This window comes from Mesorhizobium sp. M1217 (assembly GCF_040318275.1).
Lineage (GTDB): Bacteria > Pseudomonadota > Alphaproteobacteria > Rhizobiales > Rhizobiaceae > Mesorhizobium.
The window spans coordinates 122285-138088 of the sequence record NZ_JAMYMA010000012.1; the positions used below are offsets into that span (position 1 = coordinate 122285).

Here is a 15804-nt window from a genome sequence, read left to right on the forward strand (position 1 = left end):
CCATAGCGCATTCGCTGCGGGGCCGTTGGGCTCGCAGCGCGGTCGCCTATGACTTTGCGGGCATGGCTTGGACGAAAGCCGCCATCTGGCGTTCGAGCGCCTTGAACGCGCTGCCGCGCCAGCTCTCGGCCATGGACGCCGATTTTGGATCGGGGAAAATTTCCTCCTCCCCTCGCGCCATGCCGTCCAGGATACCTTTCGCGACGCTCTCCGCGGAGCTCTTCGGTATGTCGGCGTCTCTGCTCATGTCGGTGTCTATGGGACCAGACAGGACCGCATGAACGCTCACGCCACGAGCGCCGGCGAGAGCACGTAGCGATTGCGTCATGGAGAACGCGGCGGCCTTCGACAGCGAGTAGGACGGAATAATCGGGAAGGGAACGAGGGCCGCTTCCGACAGGATGTTGACCACGGCGCCGCGCGAACGCGTGAGCAGCGGCAGCAATGCGTGGGTTACGCCGTGCACGCCGAGCAGGTTGACGGCGAGGTGTCGCTCGAGCGCAGCACGATCGCCGAGGTCGTCGTAGAGCCCGATGCCAGCATTGTTGATGAGGATATCGAGGGACCCGATCCGCTCGACAGCCGCCCCAATCTGCGCCGTATCGGTCACGTCCAGGATCAGCGGCGTGATACGCTGATCCGCGTGGGCGAGCGGTTTGCGCGCGCCAGCATAGACGCGCTTGGCACCCCGCCTCAATATTTCCTCGACCAGCGCCTTGCCGAGGCCGCGGTTGGCCCCGGTTACCAGAACGGCCTTGTCTGTGACTTCCATCGATTTTGGCACGGCGATCTCTCCTCCTACTTGCATGAATGCAAGCCATTCGTTCTTGCATCATGCAAGTAGGTTATAGGTTTCTGTTCCATGCTTGGATGCCGTCCCCCTTTGCGTTGCTCCAGGGCAGCCGGCACCGGCACCGTCGCCGGGCGAACCCTTGCAATCAGGACCCGACTTCCAATGTCGTGTAGGAGATCGGCGATGGGCGCTCCAGGAAGGCGCCGGTTATGGCCGAGACGAAATTCTTCGCGTCCGCCGAGCGTAGAAAAGCGTCGCGCTCCTGCTTCGATATCCAGCGCTCGACGCAGATCGTAACATGGGGCTCCGCCTCCGAGCGAAAGACGCTGTAGTCGATGCATCCGCTTTGCCTGCGGGCCGCCCCTGCTACGTCCCGCAGGGCATTCCGCACCTTGCTCTCGATGCCGGGCTTCGCCGCTGCCGTCGTCATGACGATCATCTCGGCGCCATCGCTCGCTGTCTTGCGCTCGAGGCCGATGTTCTCGTTTTGCGGCACGACCGTTGGATTGGCGTTCTCTTCGCCCTTGTTGGGCTGCCCCTTGCCCGTCGAAATCAGGTCGCGAAGACTCGCGACATAGAAGCGCCAGGAGTCATGGCAGACGTCGTAGCATTCTTCACTCGGCTTCAGCCCGACATGGGTGAAGCGCAGCTCGGTACCCTTGTCGGTCGGCGCGATCTCGAAGACCACGTCCGTGCCGGTCCACTCGGTCGCATCCTTGACGAAGTTGAAGTAGTTCTGGACGACGTGCCAGACGACCTTCTTGCCGGGCACAAGCTCCGTAACCTTGAAGGTACCGCGGTGGATATCCTTGAAGTGATAGTAGAATATCGCACCGAGCTTGTTGGTATCGCCGTCGATGTCTTCGGACCACCAGGCGCGCGGATTGACAACCGCCGCAAAAACCTCTTCCGGGCTTTGCTCAACGACAAATGACGTCGTGTAATCTTCATCCTTTTTCATGACATATCTCCTGTCTGGATCCGACGGTTGATGGGCACCCAAGTCTCGGGCGATGAAGTGAGCGACGCTCTCTCGAGCTCCATCGCTTGCATCATGCAAGCACAATGCATACTTGCATGATGCAAGTCAACAGGGTATGTTCACGCCATGCTTGGTCGTCTTTATGAAAAACAGAACTGCTCGGCCTCACGCGCCCTGGAGCTGGTCGGCGAGCGCTGGAGCCTGTTGATCCTGCGCGACGCGATGTTCGGCGGCTACACGCGCTTTTCGCAATTCCAGAAGAGCCTGGGGATTGCCACCAACATCCTGGCCAAGCGCCTCGAGGATTTCGTCGAGGCCGGCCTGATGGACCGTCGTCCGGGTGCCGCCGGCGAGCAGGCCGAATACGTCCTGACCCGAAAGGGGCTGGAATTCAAAACGGTCATCATCGCGCTGACCGAGTGGGGCGACAAATGGGTGCGGCCCGGACCCATCTTCTACTGCGACCAATCCGACGGCAGGCCCGTCGAGGTGCAATTGCGCCGCGCCGACAATGGCAAGCGGGCCGATTTCGCCGACGTCGTGGCGGCCCTCCGCTAGGCACGGCGGCGGGTCCGGCCCGCAGCACGATCCAAGACGAAGCTGTTTCGAATTGTGCCATAAATGTTACCGCATAGCTCACCTCTCCAGGTTGCATCTGTGGCTCGGGTCTGGTGGATAGTCCGCGGGAGGAAACATGTCCGTCGGACAGCGATCGACTTTGCGGCAGCGTCTTTTTGCGTTTCTCGTCGCCGGCCTTGGTGGCCTCGCGGCGGCCGCCGCGTCATTCGCAATGACGGTGTATGAAGCATCCAACTCGCGGCCAACTCCAACGGTCGCAGCCGGCGAGCCCATCGACACCGGGCGCTGGGTTATTACGTTTCGCGGTGCCCGAACCGGGGCGGGTGCGCCGACGGGAACCGAGCCGTCCCAGCCGAAGACCTTTTTGATGGTCGAATTCGACCTCGACAACCGCTCGGCGGCGACCAGCAACGCCTTCGCGTCCATGTTTGACATCGACCCGCCGATCACGGACGTGCAGGCGCCGGCCTTCTATCTTGCACGCGACAAATGGATCGCAAGCGGCGTCCATCCCGGCATACCGGAACACATGATCGCCGCCTGGGAGTGCCCGAAGGCGCAGCCGCTGCCGCAGGATCTGCGTCTCGTGGTGGGCAGCCAGATCTACAAGCGGCGTGACAATCTCTACGGCGGCTCGGGCTGGTTCGATCGCGATCCGGTCGCGATCGTGGCATTGCCGGTAAAGACCGAAATGGTCGTCGGGCCGGGGCAATGAGAACAGGTCTCAAGGAAACCGGCGCGATCATCTTCGCGGCGGCGATCCTCTACGCAATGCAGCGGACTACCCCGCTCTACAGCAACATCACCTCGCCCGTCTCGATTGCTGGCGAGCAGGGTAAGCGCACCGACGCACGCGCCTTCGCGCTGGCCGTCGGCGACGTGCATCTCGCGCGTACCGTAAGGATCGAGCGCTTTGGCCAGACCCGGACCTACACCACTTCCGGGGTCTGGGTCCTGGTCGAGGCCGCCGCCGAAGCAAAACGCGAGAGCCTGACCCTGACCTCCGCCGAATGGCTCGGCCCGAGCGGGTTGCGCTATTCTCTCAGCCAGCGCATTTCCACCATGCCGGCAATGCTGCCGGCAGAGCGGCTGGAGCCGGGTCTGCCAAAGCCCGTGCTCATGGCTTTCGAAGTCCCGGAAAACGAACTTGCGGGCGGAACCGTGCTGGTCGCGCCATCGGCATTCACACCGCTGGGTGAAGAGGTCCGGGTGGCAATCACCGAACTTGCGGTGGGCGACATCCCTGGCGCCGTGACGATCCGCCGGAGCGATGGCCCGATGCCTTGGACGCTGGAGACCGAGTGATGGCGGAGGCCATTTCCCGTGCCGAGAGACGCCGCTACTGGCTGAGCCTTGCTGGGCTCGGCTTCGCCCTGCCGGTTGCAGTGCTGGTGCATTCCTGGGAAAGCCTGGAGGCATGGCGATCCGGTAGCGACCGCGACCCGATCGCGGTCGACAGGGGTGAGTCGCAGCGCTACGCCGGGGCCGAATGGCGGCTGACAACGCTGTCGCGCCTGCCCGGCGGCTCGGCAGATGAAGCCGTCGTGCTGGCCGAATTCGAGGCGAGGATCGAGGATCCTGGTCTCCTTGCAGAAAGCCCCTGCGCCGTTGTGCTCACAGACGCCGAAGGCCGCCGCTGGCTGCCTGCCTTCCTGACCCGGCCCGTCGTGCGCAAGATGCAGCCCGAGGCAGCCGACAAGCCCCGCTGCGGCGGGCTGGCCTTCCAGGGCGCCGGCACGCACGGCACGGCGCGCATGGCCGAGACTTTCGTCATTCCGGCGACGGCAAGCGGCCTTGCGCTGTCGGTCACGCTGGCGAACGCCAGGCCGCGCCATCTGCTCTTCAGGTAGCGACCCTCAGCGGCTGCCGTTGCGCCGCCACCGCAAATTCAAGCACCGCCGCCAGCAGCGCGATCCTCAAGGCGTCGAGCACTATGCCGCCGTCAAGATCGCTCGGACTGCCGATGAACACGCTGGCGAAGCTGAAGACGACCTGCCATGTATCGAGGTCTGGCGCGCCGAGCGTCCGCGTCGCGCCAAACCACAGCCAGGCGCAAAGCCAGCCGATCAGCCGGTAGGCGACGACGAAGGTGAGCAGCGTCGCGAGTCCTGCGCCGAGCGTGAGCTTGAGACACGCCCAAGTCGGCGCATAGCGCGAGCGGTAGCCGCCGAGGAAATGCGTGATGAAGTCGCTCAACCATTTGCGCCAGGTGGACCCGCGCGACGGCGGCGGCGCGGCCGCTGCCGAAGCGGCCGTCAGCTCGTAGCCGTTGATGATCGCCGCCATGACCAGCCAGACCATTGGCAGAAGCGCATAGAAGAACAGGCTTTGCGCCTGTTCCAGGATGCCGGGCTGCCTGAACTCGACCGGCGTGAAGCCTTCGGCAGCGTGAGCGGCGATCGACAGGACAAGCGATCCTGCGCCCATGCTGAGTTCGCTGCGCAACGCACTAGCCCCGATCCAGGTGATGAACTCGTCCTTCCAGATATCGAGCGCATAGAGCCCGATAAAAATCCAGCTTGCATCCGCCGCCACGACGAGCAGCCGCCAGTAAGGCCTGCGCGCGCCTTTGTTCATGCGCTTCGCGAACCAGCGGACCAACCAGCAGCCGACAATCGACGCAATGAGGCCGCTGGAGCGCAGCAGGCCGAATATGTCGGCGCTTTCTCCCAGCGGAATGCGTTCGAGCGCCAGCCGCGAATATTCTCGCACACTGTCGCCGAGGAATCCCCATGCGGCGTAATAGGCGAAGAAGGGCAAGATGGCGGCCGCGGTCACCGCCAGCAAGTGGTCGGCGGGCTGGGACGTTTTCTCCTGTTTCGCACCGCTTGCCGACATTTGGCGAAGCGAGGCGAGTGCCGGCAGTCCCGGACGCAGGGCGACGAACATCGCCACGATGACCAGAAGCTTCGTCAGCACCACCAGCGAAAGCACAACCATCCCGCCGAGGGGATTGACGAGGCCCACCGTGACTGCCGCGTTGAGCAGGAGGTCGCGCGCTACATAGCCGATGGCGCCGAGAAGCAGCAGTTGCGGCCAGAAGCGGGCAATAAGACCCACGGTAAGGGAAAGAGGCCTGACAATATCGTCGGTCGTTGTCATGCCATGTGCATAGCCGAGCAAGACCGGCGCCTCAATCCACGGAATGTCCGGTTCGGCTATACCAGCTGACCGCGGAGTTGGCGGCGCATCCCTCGTGATGGCGGGGACCGCAGCACGCCCGATTGCGGTGGTGAGGAACGCCCAATTGCGCTTGGGTCTAGTCCGCGCACCGTTCAGCGGAAGCTTGGGCAGCTTGCGGCAACAGGCAAGACGCAACCATTCGATGCCGTCGAGGGCGTCGTGGACGATCCCACCGACGCCCTTGGGTTTAATAAGAAGTGGCGTGGGAATTTAAGAAATGGTGCCCCTAGCCGGGATCGAACCAGCACTCCTTGCGGAACTCGATTTTGAGTCGAGCGCGTCTACCAATTCCGCCATAGGGGCTCAGGCCGGGCGGCCTGGATGGGCGCGGACTATACGGTTGGAGGCCTGTTCGTCAACTGGCCAATTCCCGAGACCCTATCTAGCCCAAGCCCAGGCTTTCGATTTCGTCGATCGGAGGCTTCGGTCCATAGTGGGCATCTCAGCCCGTTTGAACCCTTCTACCTCAACAGCGGCCACAGAATGCCGATGAATGCTGACACCCCATCCATGAGCCAATGCGCCGTCGCCAGCGGCAGGATGCGGCGCACGCGCAGGTACACGAGGGTGATGAATGTCGAATGGGCGATAGGCGCCAAGAGCCGGTAGAGCATGAAGTGTGGGTCGAACGTCAGCGGCATCACGGCGTGCTGAAACGACCAGGAAAACGCTACGACGGCAACGGCAAATCCCGTGCTTCCCGACAAGACTTGGAAACGCGGCAGAAGATAGCCGTTATAGGTGGTCTGCTCCGTAATGCCCCAGACCAACGGAAAGATCAGCACCCCGTAAAGCGCAGGCAAGAGCGGCAAAGGTCCGTATATTTGCAGTGCATCAGGGTTGCCGTAGACCAACAGGCTGCTGGCGATGATCCCACCGTAGATGAAAACGAGGCTCGGGAGGATGAGCGCGACGCCCAACAACAGATCGCGCCCCAAGCGTTTGCGATCGAAGCTGATAAAATCGAGCAGCGTGATGCCCTCGCGCCCGTGCAAGCCACCACAGGAGACCAAGGCAGCCCGCGTCGATCAAACTGCCGTATGCCGGCAGCCAAGCCCCTGCGTCGCGCCAGGGCGTTGCCGAACCGTGCGCTGCATAAATGGCCGCAACCAGGCCCTGCGCGGCAACAGCGAACGCCGAGCGCGCGAACAACATCAAGGCGGGGCCGGACCATGTCAGCACGCCGGCAGATCGCCGCTCGAGAATGGCGGCACGGGAGTTCGGGACTGTGGCTTCGCTCATGATCGGCTTCCGAACGCTACGGTGGAAACGAGTTCAGCCAATTCCGGTTTCTGGAGTGAAAGCAGAATGTGTCGAGCCGGCCATGAGCAAAACATCATCACCGAGGGCGGCTCACATCTCCTCGATGGCGTCGGCAATGTAGCCGCCGGTCTGACGCTTCCACAGTCGGGCATAGAGCCCGTCGCGTTCCAACAGCGCCGATGGTTTTCCCTCCTCGACGATGCGGCCTTTGTCGAGGACGACGATCCGGTCCATCCTGGCAATGGTCGACAGGCGATGGGCGATGGCGATCACGGTCTTGCCCTCCATCAGAACCGCGAGCTTGGACTGGACCGCCGCCTCGGCTTCGCTGTCCAGTGCGGACGTCGCCTCATCGAGAACCAGGATTGGCGCATCCTTGAGCAACACCCGGGCGATCGCGACGCGTTGGCGCTGGCCGCCGGAAAGCTTCACGCCGCGATCGCCGACGAAAGCGTCGTAGCCGGTGCGGCCTTCAGCATCTCTGAGATCGGCGATGAAGCCGTCGGCCTCGGCCAGCATCGCGGCGTGCTCCAACGCCTCCGGCGGGGCATCGGGCCGGCCGTAGCGGATGTTGTCGCCGACGGAGCGATGCAGCAGCGAGACGTCCTGGGTGACGACGCCGATGCTCTCCCGAAGGCTGGCCTGGGTCACGCTGCGGAGATCCTGTCCATCGATCAGGGTCGCGCCGCCCTTCAGCTCGAAGAACCTTAGGAGCAGGCTGACAAGGGTCGACTTGCCGGCCCCGGAGAGGCCGACGAGCCCGACCTTCTCGCCTGCGCGCACGGTGAGCGACAGGTCTTCGATCACCCTTTGGCCCTCGCGGTATTCGAACTGGATGTTCTTGAACTCGACTTCGCCGGCCGTGACGTCGAGCGGGTTGGCGTTCGGCGCGTCTTTTGTAGTCGGCGGCGTCGTCACGACCGGCATTGCGTCGCGGATGGTGCCCACCGCCTGGAAAATCTGCTGGCCCATCTGCAGGAAGGCACGGGAGTTGGCATTGAGCCGCTGAACGATGGCGATCGATGCGGCGAACTGGCCAATCGTGACAAAGCCGGCGACAAATCCCCAGAGCCCTATGGCAACGTTGGTGAGAAAGAGCGCAACATTGAGCAGGACGACGCCCACGTCGGTCGTCAGATAGATGCGCCTTTCGCGCTGCTGGGTCTCGATGGCGTTTTCCATGACGGTGCGCATTGCGCCCGCCTCGCTGTCTTCCGCCGCAAACAGCTTGACCATCTGGATGTTGCTGTAGAGGTCGGTCATGGCGCCGACAACAAGGCTGCGCCCCCGCGTCGAGCGGCGCGAGCGTTCGGAATATTGGGGCACCGCCACCACCGCAATGGCGATGTTGGCGGCGATCCAGACGAACACCGGAAGCGCCAGCGGCCAGGATACCGCGCCAAGCAGAACGAGCGAACCGACGAGCTGCACCAGAAATAGCGGTATTCTGTAAAAGGCCACGACGATCTGCTGCTGCACGGCGGATGCGACTTGCGAAATGCGCGACGCAACCTGACCTGCGAAGAGATCGTGGAAGAAGGCAAGGTCCTGGCGTTCCACCGCCTTGTGGCCCTGCCATTGCATCGCCGCCGGCATGCATACGGCCACCGTCTGCGAGTTCAGCGCATTGCCCAGGAAGATGAGCAACGGCAGCACGGGGAAAACCAGCACGCCGAGCACGACCAGCGTCGGCCAGTCCCCGTGCAGGAAAACCGCCGCGCCCTTCGCGCTCACCCCGTCGACGACGAACGAGGCCCCCCAGATCGTCGCAAGGTTGATCCCCTCGATCGCCATCATCAAGACGGTAATGGCCGCAAGAGTGCCGCGGAACATCCTCGCGAAATGCAGGAGCAGCGCAAACGGCCCGCTCGCTGGCAGCGGCCCCGGTGGAATATCCAGCGGACGGATGAGCGTCTCAAAGGGGCGGTAAATGAAATCGGAGAACGTCATGGCGGCGCAAAGGGCGGATGGAAAGACAGGATGTGACAAAAATCGCCGTATTTAAACCGGATCGTGTTCGACGGGAAAACCCACGATTTATTAGATATTGCCTTGACGCACTTCAGGCGGGCAGGTGCCTGGTCGTCAACTGGCCAAATCCCGACATCTGGGCTCGCTCAAGCCTCAGCCTTTCGATTTCGTGAAGCAGCTGCCATTGTGCAGCGCGGAAAATCTTTCTAGACAGGCGGCGCATGTCATTGAAGCGCACCTTGTCCGACGAGATTGATACGGCGCGCTTCCAAGTCTTGTTTGTACATGTCGTGACCCAAGACCACTACCGGTTTGGGCGTGCATTAGGAGTGCCGATGCTTCGCGGACTTTACGACTGGACCTTGTCGCTGGCGGCCAGCAAATCGGCCGAATGGTGGCTGGCCTTCATCGCCTTCGTCGAGAGCTCGGTGTTCCTGGTGCCGGCCGACGTGCTCTATCTGCCGATGGCGCTTTCGCGGCCGGATCGCGCCTATCGTTACGCGCTGGTCGCCACCGTCGCCTCGGTGCTGGGCGGCATCGCCGGCTGGTTCATCGGGCACTACGCCTATGACGCGGTGGCGCGGCCGATCCTCGAATTTTACGGCAAATATGACGAGTTCGAGGCGATGCGCGTCTCGTCGGGTGTTGGCTTCATCATCCTGATGCTGGTCACCTCCGGCCTCGCCCATCTGCCGCCGATCAAGGTGGTGACAATCCTGTCCGGCGTCATCGGCGTTCCTTTGCTGCTGTTCATCGTGCTGGCAATCGTTGCGCGCGGAGCTCGCTTCCTGTTTCTCGCCTGGCTCTTGCGCCGCTATGGCGAGCCGATCCGCCACTTCATCGAAAAGCGCCTTGGCCACATTGCGGGCGCCGGCGCCGCTGCCCTGATTTTGCTCTATATCGTCGTCAAATACGCCGTCTGAACGGCATCGAACCGAATGGACTGAGTCCGATGACAGCGACCGTGAATGCCGATACCGGACGCCAGCGGCTGCGCACCGCCCTGTTCCTCGCCGTCGCCATGGCCGCCACAGTCGGCTCGGCGCTGGCCTTCCAGTATGTTGGCGGCTACATCCCTTGCAAGCTCTGCCTCGAGCAGCGCACCCCTTACTATGCCGGCGTGCCCTTGATGCTGCTGGCGGTGCTTGCGTCGGCCCTTAAGGCGCCCGCCTGGATAAGCCGTGGCCTGCTGGCCATTGGCGGCCTGCTGATGCTCTACGGCCTCTATCTCAGCGTTTATCACTCCGGCGTCGAATGGGCGTGGTGGCCGGGCCCGACCGATTGCACCGCAGCCGCCGGACCGGTGGACACCGGCGGCAAGGGCGTGCTCGACGCGCTCGACAAATTCGTCCCGCCCTCCTGCGACAAGGCGGCGCTCCGCATCCTCGGCCTGTCCTTGGCCGGCTGGAACGCCATCGCCAGCTTTGTCCTGGCAGTCGTAGCCTTCCGCAGCGCCTTTGCCCGCGATTGAGCGGTTCACCCTTGCGCCGACGCGAGATTATTCAAGAATTCGGCAGGCTGAGTCGTATCAAGTGATTATCGAGAACCGGAGCGGAGCGTACTAAAGTACGTGAGCACCGGCCTACGCCAGCCGTAGCCTTAACTACCACACCACGACCGCTCATAAATGCTTCGGCCGGCGAAGGCCGGAAGCGCAGAAAATCGCTTCAGACGGCCAGCCTCCCGAATTATCGGATGATCTCAAGGCTCCAGTTCGACATCCCAGTACAGATAATCCATCCAGCTTTCGTGCAGATGGTTGGGCGGGAACAGCCGGCCGTTATTATGCAAATCATGCACCGTCGGCTGGTAGGGCTTCTGCAGCGGCCACATCTTGGCGTGGGCCGGCATCATGCCGCCCTTCCTCAGATTGCAGGGCGAGCAGGCAGCGACGACATTCTCCCAGGTCGTGGCGCCGCCGCGATGGCGCGGAATGACATGGTCGAACGTCAGATCGTCCGGCGTGCCGCAATATTGGCACTGGAAACGGTCGCGCAGGAAGACGTTGAACCGGGTAAACGCCGGATGCCTCGACGGCTTCACGTAGGCCTTCAGGCTGACGACACTCGGCAGCTTCATCGAAAAGGTCGGCGAAGAGACGGCGTGTTCGTATTCGGCGACGATGTTCACCCTCTCGAGGAACACCGCCTTGATGGCATCCTGCCAGGACCAGAGCGACAGGGGGTAATAGCTGAGCGGACGGTAATCCGCATTCAGCACCAGCGCTGGAAGCCCATCCGGAGATACGGCAACCGTCACGTCGTTGACCTCCTTCACCCTAGAACCGGTCGACGCGGATACTGTAAGCCCGACATGACAGGGATGTGAAGCGGATTGTCGATCATGCCGGGTCTCAAAAACGCATGATTTCAATGCTTTTTTGCGGATTCAGGCCGGAGGCGCGGCATCCCTGCCCTTCAATTCGCGATAATAAGCCCAGAAAAGCCGCGATGCGACACCGCGCCACGGGCTCCATGATTCGGCAAGCTGGATCAGCATTTTCTCCGGCGGACGCGGGTCGATGCCGAGCGCATGGCCGACCGCGCTCTGCAAAGCAACGTCGCGCGCCGGAAAGATATCTGGGTGTCCGGCGGCAAACAAAAGGTAGACTTCAGCCGTCCACGGGCCGATGCCTGGCACCTTGGTCATGGCTGCGATCGCCTCCGTCGCATCGAGCTGGCAGAGGTGATCGAGGTCGAGCCCGTCGGCCACCGCCTGGGCGACGGCAATCAGGCCGCGCTGCTTGGGCCGCGACAGCCCGACCTCGCGGAAGACCGCCTCATCGGCGGCTAGTATCGCCTGCGGCGTCAGCGGATCGAGCAGTTTCGTCAGCCGGCCGAAGATCGCATCGGCGCTCGCGCGGGACACTTGTTGCGAAACGACGATCGAGGCAAGGCTCCTGAAGCCCGGCTCCGACAGCCTGAGCGGCACCTCGCCGGCCATGCCGCGCACCTTGTCCAGGCGCGGATCTAGCAGGCACAGCGCGTCCAGGCCTTCTACAATGTCGTCAAGGTTGGCGATGCGTTGCATGTCTGCTTGTTCCAAAATTAAAAGTGCCGCACACGCTTCGTCACGCGTCCCTCTGGACGCGCGACGCTGCCGGCGCAAAGTAGCAATTGGCGAAAGCGCCGCACAACCCGATTGCCGCCGGACAATGACACTGCTGACATTCCGCTTCGCGCCGAGCCCGAATGGCGAATTGCATCTCGGCCACGCCTATTCGGCACTGCTCAACCAGGCAATGGCTAAGGCGGCGGGCGGACGCCTGCTGCTGCGCATCGAGGACATCGACACGACACGCTGCACGCCGGAATTCGAGGCGGGCATTTTTCGCGACCTGAAATGGCTGGGGCTTGGCTGGGAGGAACCGGTGCGCCGCCAGTCCGAGCATTTTGCCGAATATCAGGCTATGCTCGAGCGTCTGATCGAAGAGGAGCTTGTCTATCCAGCCTTCATGAGCAGAAGTGAGATCCGCGCCTTCATCGCCGACAGCGAAAAGCGCGGTCGCGACTGGCCGCGCGACCCGGACGGCGTGCCCCTCTATCCCGCCGCCGACAAGGCGCTGCCGGCCAGCGAGCGTAAGCGGCGCATCGTCGAAGGTGCACCATTTGCCTGGCGGCTAGACGTCGATGCGGCAATGGTGCGGGTCGGCAGGGACCTGACATGGGCCGAATACACGGACGAGACGCTCTCTGGGACGCGTCATGTCGAGGCCCGACCGCAGGATTGGGGCGACGTGATCGTGGCGCGCCGTGAAATCCCGACCAGCTATCATCTCGCCGTCACCTTGGACGACGCGCTGCAGGGCGTCAGCCATGTCGTGCGCGGCCAGGACCTTTATTCCGCGACCAGCGTGCAGCGGCTGCTTCAGCAACTGCTTGGCCTGCCGCAGCCGGCCTATTTCCACCATCGCCTGATCCTCGGCCCGGATGGACGAAAACTGTCGAAGAGTCTTGGCGATACCGGCCTTGCCGCCCAGTGTAAGGCGGGCGCCTCGCCCGACGATGTCAGGCGGCTGGTCGGTCTTTAGACCGGTGAGCCGACGGCCATCAACGGCGCTCCTTCAATTGAAATGACTCTATGGATCAACCGTTTGGTTTTGCTTGCCGGCCCGAACGGCATTAAGCAATCGCCGCAGTCGATCCCTCACCCGAATTCACCGCGGCCTCCGGAAAATGCACAGCCTCAAGCGGTTCATCCCCGCCTCTTTCGTCGTCCTGTGGGCGACCGGCTTCATCGGCGCGCGCTATGCCATGCCGTGGGCGGAGCCTTTTACTTTCCTGGCTGCGCGCTTTGTCCTGGCCGCAATCCTGCTTGTCGCGTTGATGGCCGCGCTTGGTTCGAGCCGCGCCACCCGCGACGAGGCGCTGCACGCAGCCGGCGCCGGCATCCTGATGCATGGGGTCTATCTCGGCGGCGTGTTCTGGGCCATCCACCGGGGCATGCCCGCAGGGCTTTCAGCCCTGATCGTCGGCCTGCAGCCGCTGATCACGGCAGTGCTCGCCGGCCGGCTTCTGGGCGAGGCCATCCTGCCGCGCCACTGGGCCGGTCTCGGCCTCGGGTTGATCGGCGTGGTAATCGTGCTCTGGCCGAAGCTCGGCGCGCTCGGCGGCGGCGTGACCGCCGAAACATTGGGCGCCTCGCTGGTCTCCGTACTCGGCATGAGCGCCGGCACGATCTGGCAGAAGCGTTTCGCCTCCGGCGGCGATCTGGTGGCTGCCACGTTCTGGCAATATGTCGGCGGCGCATCGGTGATGGCTCTGGCCTCGCTCGCCTTCGAGACCCGAACGGTGATCGTCAACGGCGAACTGATCTTCGCCACGGCCTGGCTCGTGCTGGTGCTGTCGATCGGTGCCATCTTCCTGTTGATGGTAATGATCCGCGACGGCGAGATGTCGAAGGTCGCCTCGCTGTTTTACCTCGTGCCGGCCGTCACCGCGGTCATCGCCTGGGCATTGTTCGGCGAGCAATTGAGCCCGCTCCAGATCGCCGGCATGGCGATCGCGACGCTCGGCGTCGGGCTGGCGACGGCTCAGCCACCGACGCGGGCGCGCGCCTCCAAATAGCGGCTGATCGCGGCGTTGAGCTCGCCGCCGAGGATGAAGATCGCCGAGACGATGTAGAGGAAGACAACGGCGATCATGATCGAGGCGAGGCCGGCATAGGTCGTCACATAGGACGAGAAATGGTCGAGATAGGCGGCGAAGATGGTCGACCCGATGAGCCAGCCGACCAGCGTGAAGATAATGCCAGGCACGATCGAAACGAACCGGCGCTTGCCGGCCGGCAACCAGAAATGCACGGCGAACAGGCCGCCGATGATGACGACCGAGGCGATGACGTAACGCCAGAGGGTGATCGTGCCCATATAGGGTTTTATCCATTCAAGATGAGATTCGGCCAGCCGCGCCAGCAACGGCGCAAAGACCAGCAGCACGCTGATCGCCAAAAACCCGGCCGTCGCGATCAGCACGAAGATGATGCTCTGCACCCGCCGGTAGATGATGCCGCGCGTTTCTGAGACACGATAGGCGCGGTTGAGCGAGGTGCGCAGCGCCTCGATGCCGTTCGAGGCGAAGTATCCGGCAAGCACGATACCGTAGGTCAACAGGTCGCTGCGCCGGACGGTAAGCACGTTGAGCACTTCGCGCGCGATCGGTTTGGCGATCTGCTCGGGCCATGTGTCGAACACAAGGTGCACGGCGGTGTCGGCGAAAGCCTGCGCGCCGAAAAAACTCGCCAGCGTCGTGGCGAAGATCAGGAAAGGAAAAAGCGCCATCAGCGCGGTGATCGCCAGATGGCTGGCCATTGCCCAGCCGTCGTCGGTGTTGAAATGGCCGAGCGCGTCGTAGAGCACGCGTTTGAGGGCTACGATCTTCCGCAACAAGAACCGCGTTCCCTTCGATTGTCCCGACGCCGCGAATATGGGAAGGGTTTGCGGCAAATGACAACCCTCGGTCAAACCACCATTCCTCCCGAAGAAGAGTTGCGCACCATCATTGTCACCGGTGCCTCTTCCGGAATAGGCGCCTATTGCGCCCATGCTCTTAAGAAGGAAGGCTGGCGGGTGTTCGCAACGGCCCGAAAGCCGGAAGATATCGCTGCGCTCGAGGCCGACGGCATCGACGCCTTTTATCTGGACTACACCGAGCCCGGATCGATCGAGGCGCTGGTGGCGTCGGTGCTGGAGCGGACCGGCGGCCGGCTCGATGCCCTTTTCAACAACGGCGCCTACGGGCAGCCCGGTGCCGTCGAGGATCTGCCGGTCGAGGCTTTGCGGCAGCAGTTCGAGGCCAATGTCTTTGGCTGGCATGACCTCACTCGTCGTGTCGTACCGGTGATGCGCCGCCAGGGTCATGGCCGTCTCGTTCATTGCTCGTCGATCCTCGGCCTCGCGCCGTTGCCTTTCCGTGGCGCTTACTCGGCATCGAAGCACGCCGTCGAGGGGCTGATGCTGTCCCTCTATCAAGAACTGCTCGGCAGCGGCATCCATGTTTCGCTGATCGAGCCGGGGGCGGTGAAATCGAAGATCGCCAGCAACAGCCTCCCCTGGTTCCTGGCGAACATCGATCACGAGAACTCAGTCCATCGCCTCGCCTATGCAGTGCAACTCAAACGGCTGCGGGCCGGCGGCAGCACATCGCGGCTGAAGCCCGGGCCGGAGGTGGTTTATGCCGCCTTGCGCCATGCGCTTCTGTCGCGGCGCCCGCGCCCGCATTATGTGGTAACTGTGCCGGCCAGGATCGGCGCGATCCTTAAACGCATCCTGCCGTCTTCGGTACTCTATCGTCTGCTCGCCAAACGCGCCTGAACGCAATCCAACTGGAACACACCATGGCAACTGTCTTCAACATCCTCGCTGTTCTCGTCATGGTCGCCGTGGTGATCGTGCTGATCCGCGGCCTCATCAACATGATGCGCGGCGGCTCCAGCATGACCTCCAACAAGCTGATGCAGACGCGCGTGCTGTTGCAGTTCGTGGCCTTGGTGCTGATAATGCTGGCGGTGTATTTCACCCGTAAGTGACGCACCG

General features: G+C 62.9%; 18 protein-coding genes and 1 tRNA gene. 10 read left to right on the forward strand and 9 right to left on the reverse strand.

The genetic code is table 11. The features are described 5' to 3' along the window. Nucleotides 1–46 precede the first annotated feature (46 nt). Both NKH37_RS20970 and NKH37_RS20975 read right to left on the reverse strand, forming a co-directional pair. On the reverse strand, nucleotides 47–784 hold the full coding sequence (locus tag NKH37_RS20970) for an SDR family NAD(P)-dependent oxidoreductase (protein WP_352495603.1): 738 nt from the start codon (nucleotides 782–784) through the stop codon (nucleotides 47–49). 154 nt (nucleotides 785–938) lie between these two features. Continuing rightward, entirely contained in the window at nucleotides 939–1754 is an 816-nt protein-coding gene (locus tag NKH37_RS20975) for an antibiotic biosynthesis monooxygenase (RefSeq protein WP_352495604.1), read from the reverse strand. A gap of 147 nt (nucleotides 1755–1901) precedes the next feature. Here NKH37_RS20975 and NKH37_RS20980 point away from each other — a divergent pair, with 147 nt between their 5' ends. From NKH37_RS20980 to NKH37_RS20995, 4 genes are all read left to right on the forward strand, one after another. Next, complete coding sequence (locus NKH37_RS20980; protein WP_023721056.1) at nucleotides 1902–2333, forward strand: winged helix-turn-helix transcriptional regulator; 432 nt, start codon at nucleotides 1902–1904, stop codon at nucleotides 2331–2333. Between the two features lie 136 nt (nucleotides 2334–2469). Further along, nucleotides 2470–3069: a hypothetical protein gene (locus tag NKH37_RS20985; protein ID WP_353041309.1), complete on the forward strand. Its 600-nt coding sequence runs from the start codon at nucleotides 2470–2472 to the stop codon at nucleotides 3067–3069. Further along, entirely contained in the window at nucleotides 3066–3659 is a 594-nt protein-coding gene (locus tag NKH37_RS20990) for a hypothetical protein (protein WP_023721058.1), read from the forward strand. The genes NKH37_RS20985 and NKH37_RS20990 overlap by 4 nt, the downstream gene beginning before the upstream one ends. Then, on the forward strand, nucleotides 3659–4204 hold the full coding sequence (locus NKH37_RS20995) for a hypothetical protein (protein WP_023721059.1): 546 nt from the start codon (nucleotides 3659–3661) through the stop codon (nucleotides 4202–4204). Before NKH37_RS20990 ends, NKH37_RS20995 begins: the two co-directional genes overlap by 1 nt. Here NKH37_RS20995 and NKH37_RS21000 read toward each other — a convergent pair. The 4 genes from NKH37_RS21000 to NKH37_RS21015 all read right to left on the reverse strand — a co-directional run bounded on the left by NKH37_RS21000 (nucleotide 4197) and on the right by NKH37_RS21015 (nucleotide 8750). Beyond that, entirely contained in the window at nucleotides 4197–5456 is a 1260-nt protein-coding gene (locus NKH37_RS21000; RefSeq protein WP_353006095.1) for a hypothetical protein, read from the reverse strand. The genes NKH37_RS20995 and NKH37_RS21000 overlap by 8 nt on opposite strands. 299 nt (nucleotides 5457–5755) lie before the next feature. Further along, a tRNA-Leu gene (locus tag NKH37_RS21005) sits at nucleotides 5756–5840 on the reverse strand. A gap of 158 nt (nucleotides 5841–5998) precedes the next feature. Continuing rightward, the gene (locus tag NKH37_RS21010; protein ID WP_023721061.1) at nucleotides 5999–6532 is read right to left on the reverse strand and encodes a CPBP family glutamic-type intramembrane protease; all 534 of its coding nucleotides are present in this window, start codon (nucleotides 6530–6532) and stop codon (nucleotides 5999–6001) included. A gap of 358 nt (nucleotides 6533–6890) precedes the next feature. After that, nucleotides 6891–8750, reverse strand: a complete 1860-nt coding sequence (locus NKH37_RS21015) for an ABC transporter ATP-binding protein (RefSeq protein WP_353006096.1) — start codon at nucleotides 8748–8750, stop codon at nucleotides 6891–6893. Nucleotides 8751–9106: 356 nt separating this feature from the next. On the opposite strand from NKH37_RS21015, the gene NKH37_RS21020 reads away from it, so the two are divergent. Beyond that, nucleotides 9107–9694 (forward strand): YqaA family protein, encoded by a 588-nt coding sequence (locus tag NKH37_RS21020; protein ID WP_352483530.1) that lies wholly within the window; start codon nucleotides 9107–9109, stop codon nucleotides 9692–9694. A gap of 29 nt (nucleotides 9695–9723) precedes the next feature. Continuing rightward, nucleotides 9724–10242 (forward strand): disulfide bond formation protein B, encoded by a 519-nt coding sequence (locus NKH37_RS21025; protein ID WP_352495606.1) that lies wholly within the window; start codon nucleotides 9724–9726, stop codon nucleotides 10240–10242. A 230-nt stretch (nucleotides 10243–10472) separates the two neighbouring features. On the opposite strand, the gene NKH37_RS21030 is transcribed toward NKH37_RS21025, so the two are convergent. Together NKH37_RS21030 and NKH37_RS21035 are read right to left on the reverse strand one after the other, a co-directional pair. After that, nucleotides 10473–11030: an HNH endonuclease gene (locus NKH37_RS21030; protein WP_023677956.1), complete on the reverse strand. Its 558-nt coding sequence runs from the start codon at nucleotides 11028–11030 to the stop codon at nucleotides 10473–10475. 129 nt (nucleotides 11031–11159) lie between these two features. Further along, nucleotides 11160–11801 carry a DNA-3-methyladenine glycosylase family protein gene (locus tag NKH37_RS21035; protein ID WP_352789515.1) on the reverse strand — a complete coding sequence of 214 codons (642 nt, stop codon included), beginning with the start codon at nucleotides 11799–11801 and terminating at the stop codon, nucleotides 11160–11162. Between the two features lie 124 nt (nucleotides 11802–11925). On the opposite strand from NKH37_RS21035, the gene gluQRS reads away from it, so the two are divergent. Further along, nucleotides 11926–12801, forward strand: a complete 876-nt coding sequence (gluQRS, locus tag NKH37_RS21040) for a tRNA glutamyl-Q(34) synthetase GluQRS (protein WP_353006097.1) — start codon at nucleotides 11926–11928, stop codon at nucleotides 12799–12801. A 145-nt stretch (nucleotides 12802–12946) separates the two neighbouring features. Next, nucleotides 12947–13837, forward strand: coding sequence for a DMT family transporter (locus NKH37_RS21045; protein ID WP_352483529.1), 891 nt, complete (start codon nucleotides 12947–12949; stop codon nucleotides 13835–13837). Here NKH37_RS21045 and NKH37_RS21050 read toward each other — a convergent pair. Further along, nucleotides 13804–14658 (reverse strand): YihY/virulence factor BrkB family protein, encoded by an 855-nt coding sequence (locus NKH37_RS21050; protein WP_031194564.1) that lies wholly within the window; start codon nucleotides 14656–14658, stop codon nucleotides 13804–13806. The two genes, NKH37_RS21045 and NKH37_RS21050, sit on opposite strands and share 34 nt — an antisense overlap. Before the next feature lie 57 nt (nucleotides 14659–14715). On the opposite strand from NKH37_RS21050, the gene NKH37_RS21055 reads away from it, so the two are divergent. Together NKH37_RS21055 and NKH37_RS21060 are read left to right on the forward strand one after the other, a co-directional pair. Next, nucleotides 14716–15582 (forward strand): SDR family oxidoreductase, encoded by an 867-nt coding sequence (locus NKH37_RS21055; protein ID WP_353006098.1) that lies wholly within the window; start codon nucleotides 14716–14718, stop codon nucleotides 15580–15582. A 23-nt stretch (nucleotides 15583–15605) separates the two neighbouring features. Further along, on the forward strand, nucleotides 15606–15797 hold the full coding sequence (locus NKH37_RS21060) for a twin transmembrane helix small protein (RefSeq protein ID WP_023677950.1): 192 nt from the start codon (nucleotides 15606–15608) through the stop codon (nucleotides 15795–15797). Nucleotides 15798–15804: the final 7 nt, after the last annotated feature.

Excerpts from the sequence above, each read along its gene's own strand:
- NKH37_RS21025 (WP_352495606.1), top strand. The coding sequence starts at position 9,724 with ATGACAGCGACCGTGAATGCCGATACCGGACGCCAGCGGCTGCGCACC.
- NKH37_RS20990 (WP_023721058.1), top strand. The coding sequence starts at position 3,066 with ATGAGAACAGGTCTCAAGGAAACCGGCGCGATCATCTTCGCGGCGGCG.
- NKH37_RS20985 (WP_353041309.1), top strand. The coding sequence starts at position 2,470 with ATGTCCGTCGGACAGCGATCGACTTTGCGGCAGCGTCTTTTTGCGTTT.
- NKH37_RS21000 (WP_353006095.1), bottom strand. The coding sequence starts at position 5,456 with ATGACAACGACCGACGATATTGTCAGGCCTCTTTCCCTTACCGTGGGT.
- NKH37_RS21055 (WP_353006098.1), top strand. The coding sequence starts at position 14,716 with ATGACAACCCTCGGTCAAACCACCATTCCTCCCGAAGAAGAGTTGCGC.
- NKH37_RS21045 (WP_352483529.1), top strand. The coding sequence starts at position 12,947 with ATGCACAGCCTCAAGCGGTTCATCCCCGCCTCTTTCGTCGTCCTGTGG.
- NKH37_RS21015 (WP_353006096.1), bottom strand. The coding sequence starts at position 8,750 with ATGACGTTCTCCGATTTCATTTACCGCCCCTTTGAGACGCTCATCCGT.
- NKH37_RS20995 (WP_023721059.1), top strand. The coding sequence starts at position 3,659 with ATGGCGGAGGCCATTTCCCGTGCCGAGAGACGCCGCTACTGGCTGAGC.
- NKH37_RS21035 (WP_352789515.1), bottom strand. The coding sequence starts at position 11,801 with ATGCAACGCATCGCCAACCTTGACGACATTGTAGAAGGCCTGGACGCG.
- NKH37_RS20980 (WP_023721056.1), top strand. The coding sequence starts at position 1,902 with ATGCTTGGTCGTCTTTATGAAAAACAGAACTGCTCGGCCTCACGCGCC.
- NKH37_RS20975 (WP_352495604.1), bottom strand. The coding sequence starts at position 1,754 with ATGAAAAAGGATGAAGATTACACGACGTCATTTGTCGTTGAGCAAAGC.
- NKH37_RS21060 (WP_023677950.1), top strand. The coding sequence starts at position 15,606 with ATGGCAACTGTCTTCAACATCCTCGCTGTTCTCGTCATGGTCGCCGTG.
- NKH37_RS21020 (WP_352483530.1), top strand. The coding sequence starts at position 9,107 with ATGCTTCGCGGACTTTACGACTGGACCTTGTCGCTGGCGGCCAGCAAA.
- gluQRS (WP_353006097.1), top strand. The coding sequence starts at position 11,926 with ATGACACTGCTGACATTCCGCTTCGCGCCGAGCCCGAATGGCGAATTG.